This window comes from Methylobacterium sp. Leaf91 (assembly GCF_001422815.1).
Lineage (GTDB): Bacteria > Pseudomonadota > Alphaproteobacteria > Rhizobiales > Beijerinckiaceae > Methylobacterium.
On the sequence record NZ_LMMP01000013.1, the window covers coordinates 1 to 19922 of the forward strand.

Annotated in this window: 21 protein-coding genes; 11 read left to right on the forward strand and 10 right to left on the reverse strand. The window is 66.1% G+C overall.

The features are described 5' to 3' along the window. Positions 1-302 precede the first annotated feature (302 nt). Entirely contained in the window at positions 303-818 is a 516-nt protein-coding gene (locus ASF32_RS12530) for a lipocalin-like domain-containing protein (protein WP_244478231.1), read from the forward strand. A gap of 12 nt (positions 819-830) precedes the next feature. Here the strand turns inward: ASF32_RS12530 and dusA are convergent, their stop codons facing one another. Together dusA and ASF32_RS12540 are read right to left on the reverse strand one after the other, a co-directional pair. Then, on the reverse strand, positions 831-1841 hold the full coding sequence (dusA, locus tag ASF32_RS12535; RefSeq protein WP_200919122.1) for a tRNA dihydrouridine(20/20a) synthase DusA: 1011 nt from the start codon (positions 1839-1841) through the stop codon (positions 831-833). A 61-nt stretch (positions 1842-1902) separates the two neighbouring features. Next, complete coding sequence (locus ASF32_RS12540; protein ID WP_056428738.1) at positions 1903-2496, reverse strand: urease accessory protein UreE; 594 nt, start codon at positions 2494-2496, stop codon at positions 1903-1905. Between the two features lie 217 nt (positions 2497-2713). Between ASF32_RS12540 and ASF32_RS12545 the strand changes: the two genes are divergently transcribed. From ASF32_RS12545 to ASF32_RS12555, 3 genes are all read left to right on the forward strand, one after another. Continuing rightward, complete coding sequence (locus ASF32_RS12545) at positions 2714-2983, forward strand: hypothetical protein (protein ID WP_018042474.1); 270 nt, start codon at positions 2714-2716, stop codon at positions 2981-2983. Positions 2984-3195: 212 nt separating this feature from the next. Next, a complete protein-coding gene (locus ASF32_RS12550; RefSeq protein WP_056428741.1) occupies positions 3196-3921 on the forward strand; it encodes a TerB family tellurite resistance protein in 726 nt (241 codons plus the stop codon). 22 nt (positions 3922-3943) lie between these two features. Next, the gene (locus ASF32_RS12555; RefSeq protein ID WP_056428746.1) at positions 3944-4714 is read left to right on the forward strand and encodes an N-acetylmuramoyl-L-alanine amidase; all 771 of its coding nucleotides are present in this window, start codon (positions 3944-3946) and stop codon (positions 4712-4714) included. A gap of 125 nt (positions 4715-4839) precedes the next feature. Here the strand turns inward: ASF32_RS12555 and ASF32_RS12560 are convergent, their stop codons facing one another. Next, positions 4840-5865 carry a TerC family protein gene (locus tag ASF32_RS12560; protein WP_056428954.1) on the reverse strand — a complete coding sequence of 342 codons (1026 nt, stop codon included), beginning with the start codon at positions 5863-5865 and terminating at the stop codon, positions 4840-4842. Positions 5866-6166: 301 nt separating this feature from the next. Between ASF32_RS12560 and ASF32_RS12565 the strand changes: the two genes are divergently transcribed. From ASF32_RS12565 to ASF32_RS12575, 3 genes are all read left to right on the forward strand, one after another. Next, positions 6167-6970 carry a DNA-binding protein gene (locus tag ASF32_RS12565; RefSeq protein ID WP_244483638.1) on the forward strand — a complete coding sequence of 268 codons (804 nt, stop codon included), beginning with the start codon at positions 6167-6169 and terminating at the stop codon, positions 6968-6970. A gap of 62 nt (positions 6971-7032) precedes the next feature. Then, on the forward strand, positions 7033-8460 hold the full coding sequence (locus tag ASF32_RS12570) for a M48 family metalloprotease (protein WP_156467794.1): 1428 nt from the start codon (positions 7033-7035) through the stop codon (positions 8458-8460). 188 nt (positions 8461-8648) lie between these two features. Further along, entirely contained in the window at positions 8649-9029 is a 381-nt protein-coding gene (locus ASF32_RS12575; RefSeq protein ID WP_056428756.1) for a response regulator, read from the forward strand. A 4-nt stretch (positions 9030-9033) separates the two neighbouring features. Here ASF32_RS12575 and ASF32_RS12580 read toward each other — a convergent pair whose 3' ends face one another. The 3 genes from ASF32_RS12580 to ASF32_RS12590 form a co-directional block, all read right to left on the reverse strand. Next, positions 9034-10797: an ABC transporter ATP-binding protein gene (locus tag ASF32_RS12580; RefSeq protein WP_056428957.1), complete on the reverse strand. Its 1764-nt coding sequence runs from the start codon at positions 10795-10797 to the stop codon at positions 9034-9036. Between the two features lie 199 nt (positions 10798-10996). After that, complete coding sequence (locus tag ASF32_RS12585) at positions 10997-12328, reverse strand: MFS transporter (RefSeq protein ID WP_056428759.1); 1332 nt, start codon at positions 12326-12328, stop codon at positions 10997-10999. Further along, positions 12325-13116: a PRC-barrel domain-containing protein gene (locus tag ASF32_RS12590; RefSeq protein WP_348271053.1), complete on the reverse strand. Its 792-nt coding sequence runs from the start codon at positions 13114-13116 to the stop codon at positions 12325-12327. The genes ASF32_RS12585 and ASF32_RS12590 overlap by 4 nt, the downstream gene beginning before the upstream one ends. Before the next feature lie 385 nt (positions 13117-13501). Between ASF32_RS12590 and ASF32_RS12595 the strand changes: the two genes are divergently transcribed. After that, positions 13502-13879 carry a hypothetical protein gene (locus tag ASF32_RS12595; RefSeq protein ID WP_056428763.1) on the forward strand — a complete coding sequence of 126 codons (378 nt, stop codon included), beginning with the start codon at positions 13502-13504 and terminating at the stop codon, positions 13877-13879. Between the two features lie 89 nt (positions 13880-13968). On the opposite strand, the gene ASF32_RS25765 is transcribed toward ASF32_RS12595, so the two are convergent. Further along, positions 13969-14109 carry a hypothetical protein gene (locus ASF32_RS25765; protein WP_156652708.1) on the reverse strand — a complete coding sequence of 47 codons (141 nt, stop codon included), beginning with the start codon at positions 14107-14109 and terminating at the stop codon, positions 13969-13971. A gap of 549 nt (positions 14110-14658) precedes the next feature. Here ASF32_RS25765 and ASF32_RS12600 point away from each other — a divergent pair. Continuing rightward, the gene (locus tag ASF32_RS12600) at positions 14659-14991 is read left to right on the forward strand and encodes an SWIB/MDM2 domain-containing protein (protein WP_056428766.1); all 333 of its coding nucleotides are present in this window, start codon (positions 14659-14661) and stop codon (positions 14989-14991) included. Positions 14992-15077: 86 nt separating this feature from the next. Here ASF32_RS12600 and ASF32_RS12605 read toward each other — a convergent pair whose 3' ends face one another. Continuing rightward, the gene (locus tag ASF32_RS12605; RefSeq protein ID WP_056428769.1) at positions 15078-15875 is read right to left on the reverse strand and encodes an SDR family NAD(P)-dependent oxidoreductase; all 798 of its coding nucleotides are present in this window, start codon (positions 15873-15875) and stop codon (positions 15078-15080) included. A gap of 67 nt (positions 15876-15942) precedes the next feature. Next, entirely contained in the window at positions 15943-17271 is a 1329-nt protein-coding gene (locus tag ASF32_RS12610) for an MFS transporter (protein ID WP_244483639.1), read from the reverse strand. Positions 17272-17458: 187 nt separating this feature from the next. Between ASF32_RS12610 and ASF32_RS12615 the strand changes: the two genes are divergently transcribed. Together ASF32_RS12615 and ASF32_RS12620 are read left to right on the forward strand one after the other, a co-directional pair. Beyond that, entirely contained in the window at positions 17459-18460 is a 1002-nt protein-coding gene (locus ASF32_RS12615; protein ID WP_056428777.1) for an alpha/beta fold hydrolase, read from the forward strand. A gap of 26 nt (positions 18461-18486) precedes the next feature. Beyond that, the gene (locus tag ASF32_RS12620) at positions 18487-19353 is read left to right on the forward strand and encodes an NAD(P)-dependent oxidoreductase (protein WP_056428780.1); all 867 of its coding nucleotides are present in this window, start codon (positions 18487-18489) and stop codon (positions 19351-19353) included. Positions 19354-19404: 51 nt separating this feature from the next. Here the strand turns inward: ASF32_RS12620 and ASF32_RS12625 are convergent, their stop codons facing one another. Next, complete coding sequence (locus tag ASF32_RS12625; protein WP_056143956.1) at positions 19405-19890, reverse strand: MmcB family DNA repair protein; 486 nt, start codon at positions 19888-19890, stop codon at positions 19405-19407. Positions 19891-19922: the final 32 nt, after the last annotated feature.

Below are 19922 nucleotides of genomic sequence, written 5' to 3' on the forward strand. Positions count from 1 at the left end.
AGGCTCATAACCTGAAGGTCACAGGTTAGGCTCATAACCTGAAGGTCACAGGTTCAAATCCTGTCCCCGCAACCAATCCTACACATCACACCACACAGCCCGCAGCGCCATAAACGCCGCGGGCTTTGTCATGTCCACATCCCAACCTCCAACGCCCCAGCACCAATCACCGAGACCGCATCACAAGCGAGCGAGATTGGGCATTGGAGCGTTGAGCGCGCTACGTTCTCACTGCATAGCTCACCCCGAGATCACCGTGAGGGTGTCTCTGGTGACAATGCTCCGAGAGGACGAATCTGAATATGAGAGTTTCGACCCTACGCCGCAGCTTTCTCGGCCTGTCGCTTCCGCTGCTTTTCGCCTCGTTGTTGCCCGGATCGGTCCAGGCCGCGGGCGATGCCCGGATCACCGGTTTGTGGAAGCTCGTCTCGTATGAGGTCGAGGTTCGTTCCACGGGCAAGACGATACCGGTCATGGGCGCGCATCCCGCCGGGTTCGCTTATTTCACGCCTGAGGGGAGGGTGTTCTTCAACCTGACTGGCGAGGGCCGTAAGCCCGCTTTCACCGATAAAGAGCGCGCGGCTCTTCTCGATACGATGGTCTCCTACACCGGGCGTTTCACTGTCACGGGAAACCAGTGGACCGCCAAGCTCGACGCCGCTTGGAACCCGTCGTGGGTCGGAACCGAACAGACGCGATCTTTCGAGATCGTCGACACGCGCCTTCGTGTCCTGACCCCTTGGCGTCTCATGCCGAACTGGGCCGAGGAAGGTGAGACCCGCAGCATCGTCACCTTCGAGCGCGCGTCTGACATTTAAGAGCCCTGTGGCTCAGGCCGCCTGGGCGGCCGCCGCTCCTTCGGGAATCTCTCTGGAGACGTGAGCCACCGCTTCGCGCAGGGTCGAAAGATCGGCATCCGCCCGGGTGCCGAAGGTCGACAGGTGTCTGCGGTAGGCGCGGGCCCCCGGGCGGCCAGTGAACAATCCGAGCATATGGCGGGTCAGCGAGTGCAGGCGGATACCTTCCGCCAAAGCCCCAGCAACGATCGGTAAGAACGCCTCCACCGCCTCGAAGGCATCCGCGACCGGGGCCTCCTCGCCGAAGACCAGGCGATCCACATCCAACAGAAGTGCGGGTTCGTGATAAGCCGCGCGGCCCATCATCACGCCGTCGACCGCATTCAGTTGGTTCAGCGTCTCCTCGATCGTGGCGATGCCGCCATTGATGGCGATCGGCAGGAAAGGACGGTTCCGTTTCAGCCGTGCCACACGCTCGTAATCGAGGGGGGGGACATCACGGTTCTCCTTTGGCGACAAACCTTGCAGCCACGCTTTGCGGGCGTGAACGATGAGCCCATCGACACCCGCGCGTTCCACGGCATCGACCAGGGAATCGAGCGCGACCTCGGTATCCTGGTCGTCCACCCCAATCCGGCATTTCACCGTGACCGGCACCGAAACCGCGGCCTTCATTGTGGCCACGCATTCCCCCACGAGAGTCGGATCCCGCATCAGGCAAGCGCCGAAGCGCCCATCCTGGACCCGATCCGATGGGCAGCCGACATTCAGGTTGATCTCATCGTAGCCGAAGCTTTCCGCGATACGGGCCGCCGCAGCGAGATCCGCAGGCACCGAACCGCCAAGCTGGACCGCTACAGGATGTTCCGCATCCGAGAATCCGAGCAGACGCTCCCTATCTCCGTGCAAAACGGCGTTGCTCGTTACCATTTCGGTATAGAGACGTGCACGGCGCGACAGGACGCGGTGGAACGACCGGCAGTATCTGTCGGTCCAATCCATCATCGGCGCGACCGAGAAACGGATATCGTCAGGTTTCATCATGTCCGCATCAAAGAGACTGGCTCCGGCTTTGCCGGAGTGACGTCTGCCTCGGCTGTTCCAATCAATGATCGTGCTTGCAATCCGGCCCATGCACATGAGCGTGGCCGTCATTCCCATGATCGTGCGCGTGCCCGTGATCTGCATGGTCATGACCATGATCGTGCGCATGCGAATGGTCGTGCGCATGAGAATGATCGTGATGGTGATCGTGCCCGCACTGGCTATGGTCGTGGGCCTCGCGCTCGGGCTTGAAAGCCCGTGAGACCGGGTTCGCGGCGCAGCCCTGGCCACGGACGAGTTCCGCATTCGCCGGAGTCGCGGGAATATAGAGGACGTCGGCGCCGATCTCCGCCGGGACGTGACTGCCGCCGAGCTGCCAGGAAAGCCGCATCAAGCGTGCCGGATTCTCGGCGCGTACTTCGAGCAACGGTTCGGCTGCGGCGCGAACCGTCACCAAGCGTCCATCTTCGAGACGAAAGGCATCGCCGTCCTCGACGGGCGCCGGCTTCGACAAGGCCAGGGTGAAGCTCAAGCCTCCCGCGCCGTTGAGGATCGCAGCCGCCCCCTGGCGACCATCGTGATCGAGCGTGACGCTATCGGCAACGGAATCGGGGCGGATGGCGGCTTTGCGGACGATGGCGGTGGCTCGCAGCATGGCTTCCTCGAACGGTTTAAACTCATCTGGGCATCCGGCGAGGGCGGCCCAAGGTGTCTGGCGTGCATCACTAACGGGTTTTTCGCCGGAACGGAAAGCTTGGCCGGAACCGTTCCCCCATCACGTGCATTCCACGAAAGGAATGGCTAAGCTACGTTGCGCAAGGTCACCACGGCGATAAGCCGGGCCAGAAAACGCACAAGGGAGTCTCGGGACCATGAAGAAGCTCATTGCCGCTACCCTCGCCGGGGCTCTCGCCCTCTCCCTCGGCGCCTGCAACACGCCGCAGGATCGTGCACTCGGCGGCGCCGGCCTCGGCGCTTTGGCCGGTGCTGCCATTGGCGGTGCAGCCACCGGTCGGGCCGGCGGCGCTCTTGCCGGTGCGGCCATCGGTGGCGCCAGCGGCGCGATCATCGGCGCCGGCACGGCCCCGCGCTGCCCCTACGGCACCTATCGCGACGCCTACGGCGACGTGTACTGCCGCTGAGATCTTTCCAAACGGGAAGAACATCGGGGTCGAGGCGCATGCCTCGGCCCTTTTTCATGACGTGGAGACAAGACGGGCCGGGGGCATTTGCCGTATGCGGGTCTGCGCCGGCGAATGACCGGCCGACGATCCTCTGCGATGCCGATGCTGTCTCACGCTTTTCTCGTTTCGCCCCTCGAATGCGCCCTCCACGCCCATCAAGGCGGTTCCGCATGACCGTCGGGATCTGGGGCAAGCTCGGCGGCGCCGGAATCGGACTGGCCATCGGTGGACCGATCGGCGGTCTGGTCGGCGGGGTCGCCGGTCACTTCCTGGTGGATCGGGAAGGCGCGATCTTCGGCGCGACGCCGAGGGATGTCGTCTTCACCACCGGCCTCGTGGCGCTGGCCGCCAAGATGGCGAAATCGGACGGCGTGGTGACGCCTTCCGAGGTCGAGGCCTTCGCCAAGGTCATCCAGGTCAGCGAGCGGGAGCGGCCCGGCGTCCAACGGCTGTTCGACCTTGCCAAGGGCACCTCGGCCGGGTTCGAGGCCTATGCGCGACAGATGGCGACGGCGTTTCGCGATGAACCGGCTTTGCTGGAGGATGTCCTCGACGGCCTGTTCCACATCGCGAAGGCCGATGGTGCGATCCATGAAGCAGAGGAGCGCTACCTGCGTGCCGTGGCCGAGACCTTCGGCTTCGACGATGTCGCCTTCCGACGGATCGCCGCGCGGCATGTACGGCTCGCCGACGATCCGTATCTGGTCCTCGATCTAGACCATGAGGCGAGCGACGCCGAGGTGAAGGCCCGGCATCGCGCCCTGGTGATGGAGAACCATCCCGATCGCGCCATCGCTCGAGGCGTCCCCCCCGAAGCCGTGACGATCGCGACCGAAAGGCTCGCGGCGATCAATGCCGCCTATGACCGGATCGCCGCCGAACGACGTTTGCGTTGAGGCGGAACGGAGGAACTGCCGCATGAAGCCCAAACCGGAAAGCCCGGTGGCGACCAGTGTGATGCCATCGCCCAACCATGGGGAGCGCCGCGACGGGCCGCCGACCATGCTGATCCTGCACTATACCGGAATGGAGAGTGCGGCCGCCGCATTGCAGCGCCTCGCTAACCCGATCTCCGAGGTCTCGGCGCATTACGTGGTGCTGGAAGATGGCCGGGTGATCCAGATGGTGCCGGAATCACGCCGCGCCTGGCATGCTGGGGCCGGTACATGGGGCCGCGCCACAACGGGAATCGAGCGAGACATCAACTCGCGCTCCATCGGCATCGAGATCGTCAATGGCGGGCATGTCGGCGGATTACCGCCCTATCCGCCCGAGCAGATCGACGCGGTGATCGCATTGTCCCAGGATCTCGTCACACGTTGGAACATCGCCCCGTGGCATGTCCTCGGCCATTCGGACGTGGCGCCGGAACGCAAGGAAGATCCAGGCGAGCATTTTCCCTGGCACCGACTGGCCGCGGCGGGAATCGGACATCACGTGCCGGCATCACCCATCCGCGACGGGCGCTTCTTCGCGGAGGGCGATACCGGACAGCCGATCGAAGCGCTCCAGGCCATGTTCGCACTCTACGGCTACGACATACCCGTGACCGGAGCTTTCGATCGTCGAACCCAGGCGGTCGTCACGGCATTTCAGCGCAGATTTCGCCAGGCACGCGTGGATGGAGTCGCCGATGCCTCGACGATCACGACCTTGCGCGACTTGCTGGCCGCATTACCGTCACGGTGATTGCTCGACGCCGCATCCGTCGCTGCACCTGAGCGGTCCGGCCCCATAGTTTGAAGACCGGTTAACCTCGCAGTCATCGGTGACGTCACCGGCACAGGTGCCGGTGACGAACTTCAAGACGGCTCTCAGGCGCGTTGCGACACGGCGTCCCTGTTCTCGTCCTTCGCTGCATCCTTGGCTGCGTCCCGCGTGCGCCACAGGCTGTAAGCGACGCCGCCCGCCAGCAGCACCAGCGTCACGACAAGCGACACCCATGGCGGCACATGAACGAGGTCGAACGTGTCGGCCACTACGATCTTCGTCCCAATAAAGATGAGGATGAACGCCAGCGCGGTCTTCAGATAGGCGAAGCGATCGACCATGGCGGCGAGAGCGAAGTAGAGCGCGCGTAGGCCCAGGATCGCGAAGATGTTGGAGGTGTAGACGACGAACGTATCGGTGGTGATCGCGAAGATCGCCGGGACGCTGTCGACGGCGAAGATCACGTCCGCGCCGTTCACGAGGATCAGGCCGAGCGCCAGGGGGGTGAACCAGAGGACGGACTTGCCGCTCTGTGGATCCGGCTTCCGAACGACGAAGCGTTGGCCGTGCATCTCCGGTGTGATGCGCATCACCTTGCGCAGCATCCGAACCATCGCGTTGTCCTGAATGTCGCCGGCCTCTTCCTCCTTGCCGAACAGCATCTTCAGCCCGGCGAAAATCAGGAAAGCAGCGAAGATCGACAAGACCCAGGCGGCCTGGTGCACGAGCGCGGCGCCGAGCCCGATCATCAGCCCGCGCAGGACCACCGCGGCGAGAATGCCCCAGACGAGAACGCGGTGCTGCGCCGCGCGGGGAATACCCAGGGAGGTGAGAATGACCGCAATGACGAAGACGTTGTCCATGGACAGCGACTTCTCGACCACGAGGCCGGCCACGTATTCCTGAGCGGGCTGTGCCCCGAAATACCACCAGATCCAACCGCCGAAGGCGAGGCCGAGGCTGAAATAGAACGCGGTGAGAAGGAGGCTCTCCTTCACCCCGATCTCGTGGTCCTTGTCCCGATGTAGCAGACCGAGGTCGAAGGCGAGCAGCCCAGCGACCAGGGCGTGGAACCCGAGCCACATCCAGACAGGCTTGCCGAGCCATTCGATGAAGAGAAAGTCGACCATGTGGGACCGTCGATGCTTTGCGAGACGCAGGAAAGCATCGGCTCCGACATCACGGAAGGCGTCAACGCGCATCCGCCAGAGGGGCCCGCAGCCGATTTCCGTTAGCTGGGAACCGCCGGGACGGTAATCAAGAGACGGCACGGCGGTGCCGTCGCGTTCACGCCGAGCGCGGGTTCCGAGCGCTCTACCGGTGTGGCCAACCGGCCGCAGAACGGGGCAAACCGCTCGTCGCCATCGATCGCTTCCTTGTTTTGCTGCACCGCGACGCCCCACAATGGCGGGCGGTTCGGAGCCGGGCGGTGTGAGGGTTCAGCACGTGAGGATCGGACGCATCCTTGGATGGGCGAACTTCGCGCTGGTCCTGGCCGGTTCGGCACAGGCCGAGGCGACGTGCTTCGTCGCCCCGGAATGCCGGGCAGGGTCGACGCGCCAGGATGCGCTCACGGGAGTCGGCGAGCGCGGCGAGTTGATCCTGGCATCGGGCAGTCGCGCAATTCTGGGCGGCATTCGCTGGCCGGTGGAAGATGATGGCGCGGCCCGTGCCTGGCTCCTCCGGCAGCGGGACCGTCCGCTGGAGCTCGTGCCGCGCGGCGAGGCCGACCGTTGGGGACGCACGCAGGTCGATGCGGCCGTTCTCGACGAGGCGGTGGACCTTGCCGGTGGGCTGATCGCCGAGGGACTTGCCTATGTGGATGCCGGCGAACGCGACACGCTGTGCAGGCCAGCGCTGCTGAGCCTCGAAACCGAGGCTCGCGGAGCGGCGAGGGGGCTTTGGCGCACGGGCGTGCGTGAGGGCCGGGAGGGTGGCGCGTTGCGCGAAGCGACCGGTCGTTTCATCGTGGCGCAAGGGAGGGTCGTGAATGTCGGCGAGCGGTCGGCCCGGACCTACGTGGATTTCGCCAGGCGGGGTGAAGACGGCTTGACGGTCACCGTGTCGAAGCGCACTTGGCGCCAGTTGCGTGAACGTGGTCTGAGTGCGGCGACGCTACGCGGGCGCCTCGTCCGCGTTCGCGGTGTCGTCGAGTCTTGGCGCGGACCCACCCTCGACATCGCAAGCGCAGACATGATCGAAGTTTTGGATGAGGAGCGGGCGCTTCGGCGCTGAACGGAATGAGCGGGGGGCACACTCGACATCGCGGATTCTGGGCTGGCCGAAGCGGCCTGCTCATGTCGACGCTCATCCTGCCGCTGTTGGCAGGCTGCGGCGCCGACCAGACCGGCGCCCTGTTGCAGCCGGCCGCGATCAAGGTCCCGGTGGAGGCTCCCCGCACCACGGGCCGGGAGCGGACCGCCTCGGATGCCGACCATGCCAAGCTCGTGGCTTCCTTCGGGGGTGAATACCGTTCGCCGGCGGCTCTGCGCCTGCTGACGGAGGTGACCGACCGTCTGGTGAAGGCCACCGACCGTCCGGAGGAGACCTACGCGGTCACGCTTCTCGACTCGCCGGTCATCAATGCCTTCGCCCTGCCCAATGGCCGGCTCTACGTGACCAGGGGGTTGCTGGCGCTGGCCAGCGATACGTCCGAGATCGCCGCCGTGCTGGCGCATGAGATCGCCCACGTCACCCTGCGCCATGCCACGGCGCGCACCGAACTGGCCCTGCGCTCGCAGCTGGTGAGCCGGGTCGTCGCCGACGTGCTCAACGATCCGGCCACCGGCGCCCAATTGCAGAACCAGTCGAAATTCGCCCTGGCCCGGTTCTCCCGCGATCAGGAGCTCGAGGCGGACGGGATCGGTGTCCGGACCCTGGCGCGGGCCGGCTACGATCCGTTCGGTGCGGGCCGGTTCCTCAACTCGCTCAATCGCACGACCAACATGAAGACCGGGACGGGCATGGCCGGCGAGCCCGACATGCTCGCCACCCATCCCGGTACCAGCGAGCGGATCAACCTCGTCACCCGTGCAGCCCGCCTGATCGGCGCGCCCGGCCTCGGCGTCGATGAGCGTGCCCGCTACCTCGCGGCCATCGACGGTATCGCCTATGGCGACAATCCGGGCGACGGGATCGTCAAGGGCCGCCGCTTCCTCCATCCGAGCCTCGGCATCGCCTTCGAGGTACCGGAGGGATTCACGATCGAGAACACGCGGAACGCCGTCCTCGGCGCCACCGGTGAGGGAAGCCGCCGCCTTCTGTTCGATCAGGTCGAAAGCCATGTCGGCCAGAGCCTGGAGGAGGTGCTGCGCGCAACCTGGAGCGACAGCATCGAGGCGAGTTCGGTGGAGAACCGGATGATCGCCGGCAACTCCGCAGTCACGGCGATGTCGCGCGGTAAGGACTGGACCTTCCGCCTCGCCGCTGTCCGGGTCGGGGAGACAACCTTCCGCATGATCATGGCCGCCAAGGGCAGCACGGATCCCGATGGCGCGTTCCGTCGCTGGACCGAGAGCCTGTCCGGCGTCGGCCCCGACGAAGTGAAGTCCCTGCGCCCGCTGCGCATCCAAGTCGTCGTCGCCGGGCCGGCCGATACGGCCGACGAGATGGCGCGCAGGATGGTGGTGCCCGATCGTCCCCTCGACCGCTTCCTCGTCCTCAACGAGCTGGAGCGGGGTGCCGTCATCCGGGCGGGCCAAAGCTACAAGCTCGTCGTCGAGTAGCGAAACACGGTTGCGGTCTGGCACTTCGATGCCGGACCACGCTGTGGCGATTCCCGATTCCACCCGGGTCGTTCATGCTGGTCGTCAGGCCCGCCGCGACGCTCGGGGAGCGCCAACGGTTCGACCGGTGGCGGCGAACGTGGCCGTCATGGGCATCCTAACCGAGTCTCATCCGAACGGAGTCGTCGATGCACCATCCAGCGTCCGCTGTCCGTATTCTCATCGTGGAGGACGAGGTGATGCTTCTCGACGTCATCACCGCCCATCTCGAGGAGGTCGGATATGACGTGATCCCGGCTGTCACCGCAGAAAGCGCCCTCGATATTCTGCAGCGTGGCGACCCGGTGGACATCCTGTTCACGGACATCCGTCTGCCGGGGGCGATGGATGGATGGCAACTCGCCGAAGCCGCGCGGGACATCCGTCCCGCCCTGCCGGTGATCTACGCCACCGGCTTCTCTCACACCCCGCCCCGGATGGTAGGCGGCGCGGTCTTCTTTCAGAAGCCCTATCGCGCGGCGGCGGTCATCCGCGCGATCAAAGGGTTCGGCGTGTCACCACCCGCCTGATCGGTCAGGCGGCGGCGAGTGCCATCGACATCGATTCCTTCTTCATCAACTCGCGATAGAACCCGTCGAGGTGGGTAAGCTTGTCCGGCGAGCCGTCCTGGATGACGCGCCCGCCTTCGAGCACCACGATCCGGTCGAAATCCTTCAGCGTTGAGAGGCGGTGCGCGATAGCGATGACGGTCCGCCCCTTCATCAGATTGGCCAGGGCGTGCCGGATCGCCTCCTCGGAATCGGCGTCCAGCGCCGAGGTCGCCTCGTCGAGCAGCAGGATCGGCGAATCCTTCAGGATGGCGCGGGCGATGGCGATGCGCTGGCGCTGACCGCCGGACAGCTTCACACCCCGGTCGCCCACGATCGTGTCGAAGCCCTCCGGCAACGCCTCGATGAAGTCGGTGCAATGCGCCGCCGCGGCGGCCTTCCAGACATCCTCGTCCGACGCGTCCGGCCGGCCGTAGCGGATGTTCTCGCGCAGCGTCCGGTGGAACATCGACACGTCCTGGGGCACCACCGTGATGGCTTCGCGCAGGGAATCCTGCGTCACCCGGTTGATGTCCTGACCATTGAGCAGGATCTTCCCGCTCTGGACCTCGTAGAAGCGCTGGAGCAGCGAGAAGAGGGTCGATTTACCGCCACCCGACTTGCCCACGAGACCGATGCGCTGCCCGGCCTCGATCTTCACGTTGAAATCCGTGAAGACCGCGCGACCGTCGGGATACGAGAAGGCGACGTGATCGAACTCGATCTCGGCGCCGGTGCCCGAAAGCGGCATCGCTTCGGGATGGTCGATCAGGTCGTGCGGCTGAAGCAGGGTATGCAGGGCCTCCGACAGCCGGGCCGTATGCTGGGTCGCATCCACCAAGGCGACGGCGAGGTCGCGCGTGGCGGCGAGGATACGGATGCCGAGGGTGCAGACGAGGACCACCTGTCCGTTCGTGGCCTGGCCCGCTTCCCACATGGTGATGGCCCAGTAGAGCAGGCCGAGCACGGCGAAGACTGTGAGGATCGCGTGAACGATCCGAAGCTTCTCGAGGTAGAGCAGCGAGGAGCGGCGCGACCGCATCTCGACGCCGATGGTGCCGTCGAAGCGCTTGTATTCCCGCTTGAACGCCGAGAAGGCGCGGACCAGCGGCATGTTGCCTACGAGATCCACCATCTCGCCATCCACGCTCGCGGCTTTGGCCGCGAAGTCGTGGTGGAGCGGCTTTCCCGCAGCCGCCATCTTGAACATCAGGATGACGACGGCGGCGAAGATGCCGGCCAGGACGCCCGCCATGGTGAGGTTGACGGTGCCGATATAGACGATCGACAGGAAGGCCGCGACGCAAGGCGGCATCACGTTGAACACGAACATGTTCTCGACCGTGAAGATCGCGTTAGAGGTTGCGGTGATGCGCGAGGCGAGAGTTCCGGGCTGCCGGTCGGCGAAGAAGGACGGCGAATGCCCGGTCATGTGCCGGAACAGGTCGCGGCGGATATCACCCGTGACACCGACGAAAGTGAAGGATCCGACGAGGCTCGCCACGCGCCAGAGCATGTTGTCGGCAGCGATGAAGGCGATGAGGACGGCCAGTGCGCCCCAGATCAGGCCTGCATCCGGCCCCTTGCTCAGGGCATCGACGACGCCCTTCAGCGCGTAATCCGTGCTCACGGAGAAAGCGACGGCTCCGAGGACAGCGCAGAGGATGACCAGATGGGGAAGGGCCCGCCGCTTCAGGTAACGGGAGACGAAGGCGAAGGGCCTGTCGGCATAGACGCAGAGGTCTTCCATATGGGTGACCATCCCGGTGCTCATTCTTAACTGTCGGATTCTGACGTGACCCTGCAAGCAGGCAGCACGGAACCGTGAACCTATAGGTCGCAACGCAAATCTCGTCCAAGCGTTGCAGGCTGCCGTCAAGCTTGCGCTCTTATACCGAGGAAACCTGAACGGGTCTTGAGCGGCAAGCGAATTCGATGCCGTACCCCCATCAGGTCGCCTCCACCTGACGGGTCTCCGGCATGATCAGGGCGAGGAGGGCGAAGCCCGCCAGACCCACGATGGCGAGGCCGAGGAAGGCGCTGTGGCTGCCGAGGTGGTCGGCCATGATTCCGGCCAGCGACGTCGACAGGGCAGCGCCGATGCCCATGGCGGTTCCCACCGCACCGAGGGCGAGATTGAACCGGCCGGTGCCGCGCGTGACGTCGGACACGACGAGGGGAACCATGACCCCGAACACGGCCGCCGAGACGCCGTCGAAGACCTGGATCGCCACGAGGAGTTCGGGGCTGTCGGTATAGGCGAAGAGCAGGCCGCGGATCGGGAGGGCGGCAAAGCCGATGAGAAGGAGCGGGCGGCGGCCCCATTTCTCGGCGGCCCGCCCGACCGCCGGGCCGGAAATCGCCAGGACGACCTGGGGCACCACGATGCAGGCTGCGATGAGCGCCGTGGCGGTTTCGCTGGCCCGTAGGGTCAACATGCTGCCCACGAGAGGCAGCATGGCCGCGTTGGCCAGGAAGAAAAGGGTCATGCAGGCGGCAAAGCACAGGAGGGGGCGATTGGTGACGATGGCCTTCAGCGCGCTTTCCTTCGGCCCCGACTCCACCGCCTCGGCTTGGCGGGCCTGCAGCGGTGCCGCGCCCGGACGGATGAACGAGAGCGCGATCAGGGTCGGGATCATGAGGAAGGCGGTGAGGTAAAACACCGCGTCGTTCGACAGGTAGTAGCCGCAGGCTCCCATCAACGCCGCCGCGACCGCGTTGCCGAGCGCCGAGAAGCTCGCGTTGCGCCCCAGCCGTTCACCGGCACGTTTATGCCCCACCAACCCGATGCTGATGGCCGCGATGGCCGGCGTCAGGATGCAGCTCGCGGCCGAATGGGCCGCCATGGCGAGCAGAACGATGAGGAAGCTCGGCCACATGGCGAGGGCGAAGGCGCTGAGCGAGATCGCCACGACCGAGAGCCCCGCCGCGAAGCGTCGCGAACGAACCGCATCGACGAAAGCACCGCCCGGCACCTGACCGAGCAGGCTGACGAGGCTGCCCACCGTGAGGGCGAAACCGATGTCGGATTGCGTCCATTGCGCCTGCGTGAAGTACACGGCGAGGAACGGACCGAACCCGGTCTGGAGGTTCGCGACGAAGAACGCGAAGGCGTCGAGCCCGCGGCTGCTTCTCACCGAAACGGCCTGCATGTCGGTCGAAGCCTCTCCGGGCATCTCGGCATAGGCGTCACGCCGGGGAACCCCTCGCGGTCGGAATTCCGACCGGGGCACTTCGCGGGGTTTGATGACGCGTCGATTCTGCGAGCGGGATGCCGTCATTTGTCCGGCGATTTCTCAGCCGGCTTGTCTGGCATGGGAGTGGCCGCAGGGGTCGACGGCGGCGTGACGGGAGCCTGGACCGGAGCCGCCGGAGTCGGTGCGGCGGGGGGCTGAACCGCAGGGAGCTGCGCTGCCGGGACTGGCGCTGCCGGGCCTTGCGCTGCCGGAACTTGCGCGGGAGCGACTTGCGCAGGGGCCACCTGAGCGGGCGGAGCCGCTTGGCCGGCCGCCGCGTCGCCGTCGGGCGGAACGCTCGGGCTCGCCGGGCCGAGGACGACGATGGGATCGCCCGGCTTGTATTCCGGCGAGACGCGAACCTGGTTCCGGCTCAATTGGAGGACGAGGCGGCTCGGCTTGCCATCCGGCGAGAAACGCATGGCGCGCCAGTCCACCGCGATCTTGCGCGAGCCTACGCCGAGAAAGCCGCCGAAATCGATGATGGCGGCGCGTGGCCGACCATCCTTGTCGAGGATGATGTCGATGATCCGACCCATATCCTCGCCGGTGGAACTGCGCACGGCTTTGCCGAGCACACCCTCGTAATCCTGGGTATCCAGAACCGTCGCGGGTGTCCCTGTGGCCGGTACGGGCGGGGCAGCCGCCGGCTGTGCCGGAGCGGTGATCTGCGGTGGCGGCGCCGGCGGCGAGACAGGGGGTGCGGGTGCCGCGGGCGCGGCCGGAGACGCGTCGCTCGCCGCGCCGGTAGCCGGAGCGGTTCCCTCTGCTGCGGCTCCTGCGGCCCAAAGGGTAATCGACGCGGCGGCAACCAGCCGGACAGTTCTGAACACGTGCGTTCCCCGAAGAAGCATGTCGCCGGCTCCCGCTCGACCTCGGCCATCCCGAGACGTTCTCGCCTGGCATGGAGTGGGAAGGCGTATGAGAGCGGACCAAGGCGAAGTTGTGGATGACGGCGAACCGATCGGCAGAGGAGCGGCTCGTCCCGATCACGGATTGGCAAGAACCGGACCGTGGCGGTCATGGTGGCGTGCAGCGCGGAAGCTGTCCAGGCGAACCGGCGCCCGCCGACACGGAATTTTTCCCTGTCCGCCGCGTGAGGTATGACGAAAGCCCTGTGATCGTCTGGTTTTCGCCTTTTGTGCATCGTAGAGATGCGCGCAAGCGTGCCGAACCACCCGCGCGAACTGAGGTGGAATACTTTTGAGGAACTCGTCGATGCGTATCCCGTCGAAAGCCTGCGCTCTGGCGCTTCTTGCAGCGTCTTTGGGCGGTTGCCAGGCATTGTCCGGCGGCGGTGGCGTCATGCCTGAGAGCGAAGTCGGTCCTCCGCCCTCCATGCGCGGTGCCGTGCCCGGCGCTCAGCGCGCACGGGCGGCCGAGGTCGATCCCGATGGGGCGCCGCTCCAGACGGCTCCGACGCGGCGCCTGGACCTGCCGAAATCGGCCGGCGGCCAGACCCGCTCCCAGGCAGAGGCGGAGCGCCGGATTCGCCGTGAGGACATCGAGGGCGAAACGACCAGCCGTTCGAGCTCCGGCGGGCTCGCCCCGCAGATGGGGTCGGGCGGCAGTGTCGGCCTCGGCGGGAAGTTCTAGAACCGCGCGACGCGACTGACGGATTCTAAAAGCGCCGCCGATGGAGCCCCCATCGGCGGCGTTGTCGTGTGTGAGGGCGACGATGCCGGTCAGACGAGATCGGCACCACGCGTGTCGGTATCGACCCGACCTTCGGCGGCAACGAGTCCCGTCAGGCCAGCGAGGAGCACGCCGGAAGCGACGAGGGCGAGGGCAATGGCTGCGATGAACATGCCCTCAGTGTTCCTCATCGCGCTTAAGGGATCGTTCTCCGTCGCATCTGGGCGGTGTTCCGAGATCGCGCAGATGCGGCGATTCCGGGGGAGGAACGAAAAAAGATTGCACGCTGCCGTGATGCGGCATCGTCCGGCGACGTACCGTCCTGCCACCCGGCGCAGACCCGATCCTCTCCTTACCACTGGATCATGCGGCGCTTCTCTCGCGAACCGCACAGCGAAGGCCTCGGAACGACTCGGTTGTCTTCCTAACGCATTGTCGGACGACAGGTTTTTCGGACGATGCCCGTTTCGATGCCGCCGGGCCGCTCTGTCGTCCCAAATGACGATCATAGAGGGAGCGGCCGTCATGCGGATCGGATCGCGTCGGGACGGAAGTCCGTGCTCCCGCCTTCGTGGGCTTGCAATATCCCCGCTATCCCCGTCCCTTCTGTGGATGGGCGGCGGGGTCTACGTGATTCCCTCTTGGAACGCTCTCAGCACCGCTTAGTTGTTGCAGCTATGCGCTCCGAGGCCCTTGGCCGTGGGCGTGACGGCGCTCAAAGCCAAAAACCGGAGGAACTCATGGCAACCAAGACCACCACCAAGGCAGCCGACAAGCCGGCCGCTGCCAAGAAGACCGCTGCTCCGAAGGCTGAAGGCGCCGCTAAGCCCAACGCGCTGCAGCAGCCGCTGAAGCCCTCCGAGGAACTCGCGGCCGTCGTCGGCTCCGCAGCGCTTCCGCGCGGCGAGGTCGTCAGCAAGGTTTGGGAATACATCAAGAAGCACAATCTCCAGAATCCCGAGAACAAGCGCGAGATCCTGGCCGACGACAAGCTGAAGAAGGTCTTCGGCAAAGACAAATGCACGATGTTCGAGATGAACAAGCACCTCGCTGCCCATCTCAAGTCGGCCTGATGCCGGTGCGGCCCGGCGCTCGAGTGGCGCCGGGCAGGCTCTCTGTGAGTTTCGGCGCGTCCGCTAGCGACTCGAGAGCATTGCGCTCAGGCAATGTGACGGATCACTCCCCCATCGACGCGTAGGGCCGCACCGCTGGTGGCGCTGGCGGACGGACTGCAGATGTAGGCGACCATGCTGGCGACCTCCTCGACCGTCGCCAAGCGACGAATGAGCGAGGTCGAGCGGTGCTCGGCGACGAAGTCACGTCCCAGCTTGTCGAGATCGACCTCGCCGGTATCCTTCGCCATTTTCGCCATGAAGTCCGCGACACCCTCCGACAGGGTCGGCCCGGGCAGTACGCTGTTCACGGTCACTCCGCTTCCGGCCACCGTCTCGGCGAGGCCCCGTGACACGGCGAGCTGCGCCGTCTTCGTCATGCCGTAATGGACCATCTCGACCGGGATATTCAGGCCCGACTCGCTGGAAATGAAGACGACCCGCCCCCATCCGGCCTCGACCATGCCCGGCGTGTAGGCCCGCGAGAGGCGTATGCCGCTCATCACGTTGGTCTCGAAGAAGCGAAGCCAATCGTCGTCGGGGATCTCGAAGAAGGGCTTCGGTTCGAAGATGCCGGTGTTGTTCACCAGGATATCGACCTCCGGCAAACCCTTCACCACGGCCTCCGCGCCGCTCGCCGTGGCGATATCGCCGGGGGCCGCGATGAACGCCGTCGTGCCGGTCTCCTCCGTCAAGCGCCCGATCGCCGCCCGGACCCGGTCCGGTGTGCGCCCGTTGACGGCGACGGTGGCGCCCATTTCGGCGAGGGCCTTGGCGATGCCGTAGCCGATGCCGCCGGTCGAGCCGGTCACCAGGGCACGTCGCCCCTTCAGATTCATGTCCATGAATGTCTTCCTCCGTTGGCAGCCTCGTCGATCAACGCCTCAGGCGATGGGTGGCTGCGTTCGGGGATCAGCCCGTCGGCTGGCGCCGCATGATGCTGGAGACGGCACCGGCCGCTGACAGGGCGCAGGCGCACCAGAGCGCTGCCCCGATGGAGACGGCCGTTCCGCCGGCATGGGTCAGCCCGAAGATGACGGCGACGAGGGCCGCGCCGAGCGATTGCCCCGTCAGCCGCGCCGTCGATTGCATGCCGCTGGCTCCACCGCTGCGCGAACGCGGAGCGCTCGTGACGATCACCTTGTTGTTCGGCGCCTGAAACAATCCGAAGCCGATCCCGCAGACGGTCAGCCGCCAGGCGATATCCACCAGCGTTGGGGCGGCGGGGAGCAAAGCCAGCGCCGCGATGCCGCCGGCCATGAGCGCCAGGCCGATTCCGCCGAGAACACCCGGCGCGTACCGGTCGGCGAGGCGGCCGGAGACCGGCGCCGTGATCGCGATGGCGATGGGCCAGGGCGTCATCAGGAAACCGGTCTCGGTGGCGGAGAGGTGCAACGCGTCCTGGAAATAGAAGGGCAGGGCGACATAGGCCATCATCTGCGCCCCGAACGAGGCGATGGAGGTCACCATCGACAGGGCGAAGGCGGGAATGCGCAGCAGGTCCACCGGCAGCAGCGGTGTCGCGAGCCGGGCCTGATACAGGACGAAGACGGTGCCGACCGCGAGCCCGGCGGCGATCTCGGCAAGGGCGAGCCAGCGCCCATTCGCCTCGCCGATTCCATCGAGTCCGATGATGAGAAGGCCGAAGGTGAGGGCGTTGAGAATCGCGCTCGGGACGTCGAACCGGGCCCCGCTCACCGGCGTCACCGGCAGAGTCCGCGCGGCCACCGCCAGGGCTACGAGGCCGACGGGCAGGTTGACCAGGAACAGCCACGGCCAGGTCGCCACCGAGAGGATCGCGGCGGCGACGGTCGGGCCGGTCGCCGAGGCCATGGCGACGATGAGCGCCACGTTGCCGACCCCCCGGCCGATCATGCGATGCGGATAGATGAAGCGCACCAGGGCGATGTTCACGCTCATGATGCCGGCCGCACCGAGCCCCTGGGCGATCCGGGCGACGATGAGCCCGGGCAGGGAGGTCGACAGCGCACAGGCCAGGGAGGCCGCGACGAACACGACGAGGCCGGCGAGATAGACCTTCCGATAGCCCAGGATGTCGCCGAGGGAGGCAAGCGGCAGCAGCGACGCGGTCACGGCGATCTGAAAGGCGTTGACCACGAAGATCGCGGAAGCGGGGCTGACCCCGAGATCCTTCGCCATGGCCGGCAGCGCCACGTTGACGATGGCCCCGTCCAGTACCGCCATGGTCATGGCGAGTCCGATGGCGAGAAGCGCAAGCATGCGCTCTCGCACCGGCAGACCATCCATGGGTTTCGCGCCGGGCCGCGATCCGGCTCCACCGTTATTGAGAGGGTCTGCCTCGTGCGTCATCGCACAGAGCCGTGAACGATCCCTGCTCGCTTCGGCAAGTGCCCTATGTCACCCATCGATCGCAAAGACATCATCGAGGCGTTCCACCGGGGATCACATGCGTCTGGCGACCTTCCTGCTCGGCTTCCTTCTGGCGGTCACACCTTCTCTCACGCGAGCCGACGATGCCGGGCCCCTAGGAATTGGCCTGGAGGGCTTTGCCTATCCCCACCCCGTCTGGTTTCTCGACCTGACGCGGGACAACGAGCTGCAGCGCCTCGCCTACATGGATGTCACGCCGACCGGGACACCGAACGGACGCACCGTTCTGCTGCTGCACGGCCGTAATTTCCCGTCGAGTTACTGGGAGCCGGTGATCGGTGCCCTGGCGGGGGCGGGCTACCGCGTGGTCGTCCCCGACCAGCTCGGCTTCGGCAAATCGTCGAAGCCGGTGGGACCGTTCAGCTTCGACGTGATGGCGGCGGAAACCGTATCGCTTCTCGATGCCCTCAATCTCCCGCGCGTCGATGTCGTCGCGCATTCCATGGGCGGTATGTTGGCTGCCCGACTTGCCCGAAACGCGCCGAGCCGGGTGAACAGCCTCGTCCTCGAAGCGCCGATCGGTCTCGAGGATTATCGCTTCACCGTCCCGCCCGTTTCCAACGACACGCTTCTCCGCATCGAAGGCGGTGTCACCGCGGACGTCTACCGGCGCCAGCTGATGACGAATTACGCGCTGTCGCTTCCGTCCACGGCGATCGAGCCCTTCGTGGCGATCCGCGAGCGCGTGAAAGGTTCGGGCGAATATCCGCGCTGGCTCCAATCCTTCGTCAATTCCTACCAGATCATCTGGGGTCAGCCGGTGGTGCACGAGATCCCGCTGATCGCCGCGCCGACCCTGTTCATCATGGGCGCAAACGATCGCAATGCACCGGGCAAGCCCTTCGCCCCCGAGAACCTGCGCGCCGCCATGGGCGACAATGCCGGCCATGCCAAGAGCCTGGCGGCCCGGATGCCGGACGGACGGGCGGTCGTCTTCGAGGGCGTCGGCCACCTCGTCCATATGGAAGCGACCGATCGCTTCAACGCCACGATGATCGAATTTCTCAACGGCCATTGAACCGGGACGAACAAGGGAGCCCTCGGATGGATGTCGGCGTGATCGGGTTGGGCCGGATGGGCCGGGGTATGGTTCAGAGCCTCGTCCGGGGCGGTCATCGGGTGAGGGTCTGGAACCGAACCGCATCCGCCGCCGACGGTCTCGACGGGGTGACGGTCGCGCGTAGTGCAGCGGACGCCTTCACCGGGGATGCGGCGATCACCATGCTCGCCGACGACGCGGCCCTGCGTTCGGTGATCGTGGAGGGCGGACTTCTCGATTCCGGCACGCGGCCCGGCCTGCATCTCAGCATGAGCACGATCTCGGTGGCGCTCGCGCAGGAGCTCACCGCGATCCACGAGCGGGCCGGCGTGCCCTATATCGCCGCCCCCGTCTTCGGCAGGCCGGACGTGGCGCAGAACGGTGCCCTGAACATCGTCGTCGCCGGAGACCCGGATGTCATCGCAAAGGCGCAACCGCTGCTCGACGCCCTCGGCACGAAGACCTGGCCCTTCGGAACCGAGCCGTACCGGGCCAATGCGGTGAAGCTCGCGGGCAATTTCATGCTCATCGCGGCCATCGAGGCCATGGGCGAAGCCGCCGCCTTCGCCGAAGGGCATGGCGTCGCCGGTGCCGATCTCCTCGACCTTCTCACCAACACGCTGTTCGCCTCGCCGGTCTACAAGGGCTACGGCGCATCCATCGCCGCCGGGCGCTATGAACCGCCGGGCTTCGGTTTGAGGCTCGGGCTCAAGGATATCGGCCTCGCCCTCGCGGCATCGGGTCAGGCCGGCGTACCGATGCCTTTCGCCAGCGTGCTGCGCGACAACCTCATCGATGCCGTCAGCCACGGCGACGGCGACAAGGATCTCGCCGCCCTGGCGCTGGTCTCGGCGCGGCGAAGCGGGCGGTAGGCCGATCCCGGGGGCGGCCGGGTTACAGGACTGGGGCAGCTTCCTGCTTGGTTAAAGCGCCCCCTCCCGCACCGCCCCCGGATCGGCAAGCGAGTGAAGCAGCCGCGCGGCGGAATGGGCGAAGCGCAGGGTCACCGCCTTGCGGCGGGCGCCGCTCAGCACATGGTCGACCGGGTCGCGCAGGATCGCGGCGCTGTAACCGTCGGCGATGATCAGCCCGGCCTCGTCGGGCGTCAGTCCTTCGGGGAGGGAATCGGGAACGGCGAAATAGAAGCGGTCGCAATAGTCCCGGTAATCCGGCCACTTCTTGTCGGCGCGGAAGTCGGCGACGCTGGATTTGATCTCCACGATGGTCAGCCGGCCGGCCGGGCACAGGGCGATGATGTCCGCCCGCCTGCCATTGGCGAGGGAGAATTCCGGGATCGTCACATGGCCAAGGTCGGCGAACAGCCGGCGGACCCCGCGCTGGACCTGGAGCGCGGTCGCCGATTGCCGGCGGTCCGGCGGCAGAACGAGATGGGCGAGGGCTGCTGACATGGCTTCGCTTGGGGATGGCTTCGCTTGGGGAT

Bases quoted from the DNA above. Each gene is read 5' to 3' on its own strand.
- ASF32_RS12605 (WP_056428769.1), bottom strand. From the start codon at position 15,875: ATGGACATGAATCTGAAGGGGCGACGTGCCCTGGTGACCGGCTCGACC.
- ASF32_RS12550 (WP_056428741.1), top strand. From the start codon at position 3,196: ATGACCGTCGGGATCTGGGGCAAGCTCGGCGGCGCCGGAATCGGACTG.
- ASF32_RS12560 (WP_056428954.1), bottom strand. From the start codon at position 5,865: ATGGTCGACTTTCTCTTCATCGAATGGCTCGGCAAGCCTGTCTGGATG.
- dusA (WP_200919122.1), bottom strand. From the start codon at position 1,841: ATGATGAAACCTGACGATATCCGTTTCTCGGTCGCGCCGATGATGGAT.
- ASF32_RS12555 (WP_056428746.1), top strand. From the start codon at position 3,944: ATGAAGCCCAAACCGGAAAGCCCGGTGGCGACCAGTGTGATGCCATCG.
- ASF32_RS12615 (WP_056428777.1), top strand. From the start codon at position 17,459: ATGCGTCTGGCGACCTTCCTGCTCGGCTTCCTTCTGGCGGTCACACCT.
- ASF32_RS12610 (WP_244483639.1), bottom strand. From the start codon at position 17,271: ATGCTTGCGCTTCTCGCCATCGGACTCGCCATGACCATGGCGGTACTG.
- ASF32_RS12625 (WP_056143956.1), bottom strand. From the start codon at position 19,890: ATGTCAGCAGCCCTCGCCCATCTCGTTCTGCCGCCGGACCGCCGGCAA.
- ASF32_RS12585 (WP_056428759.1), bottom strand. From the start codon at position 12,328: ATGACGGCATCCCGCTCGCAGAATCGACGCGTCATCAAACCCCGCGAA.
- ASF32_RS12620 (WP_056428780.1), top strand. From the start codon at position 18,487: ATGGATGTCGGCGTGATCGGGTTGGGCCGGATGGGCCGGGGTATGGTT.
- ASF32_RS12530 (WP_244478231.1), top strand. From the start codon at position 303: ATGAGAGTTTCGACCCTACGCCGCAGCTTTCTCGGCCTGTCGCTTCCG.
- ASF32_RS25765 (WP_156652708.1), bottom strand. From the start codon at position 14,109: ATGAGGAACACTGAGGGCATGTTCATCGCAGCCATTGCCCTCGCCCTC.
- ASF32_RS12600 (WP_056428766.1), top strand. From the start codon at position 14,659: ATGGCAACCAAGACCACCACCAAGGCAGCCGACAAGCCGGCCGCTGCC.
- ASF32_RS12595 (WP_056428763.1), top strand. From the start codon at position 13,502: ATGCGTATCCCGTCGAAAGCCTGCGCTCTGGCGCTTCTTGCAGCGTCT.
- ASF32_RS12545 (WP_018042474.1), top strand. From the start codon at position 2,714: ATGAAGAAGCTCATTGCCGCTACCCTCGCCGGGGCTCTCGCCCTCTCC.
- ASF32_RS12580 (WP_056428957.1), bottom strand. From the start codon at position 10,797: ATGGAAGACCTCTGCGTCTATGCCGACAGGCCCTTCGCCTTCGTCTCC.
- ASF32_RS12575 (WP_056428756.1), top strand. From the start codon at position 8,649: ATGCACCATCCAGCGTCCGCTGTCCGTATTCTCATCGTGGAGGACGAG.
- ASF32_RS12540 (WP_056428738.1), bottom strand. From the start codon at position 2,496: ATGCTGCGAGCCACCGCCATCGTCCGCAAAGCCGCCATCCGCCCCGAT.
- ASF32_RS12570 (WP_156467794.1), top strand. From the start codon at position 7,033: ATGTCGACGCTCATCCTGCCGCTGTTGGCAGGCTGCGGCGCCGACCAG.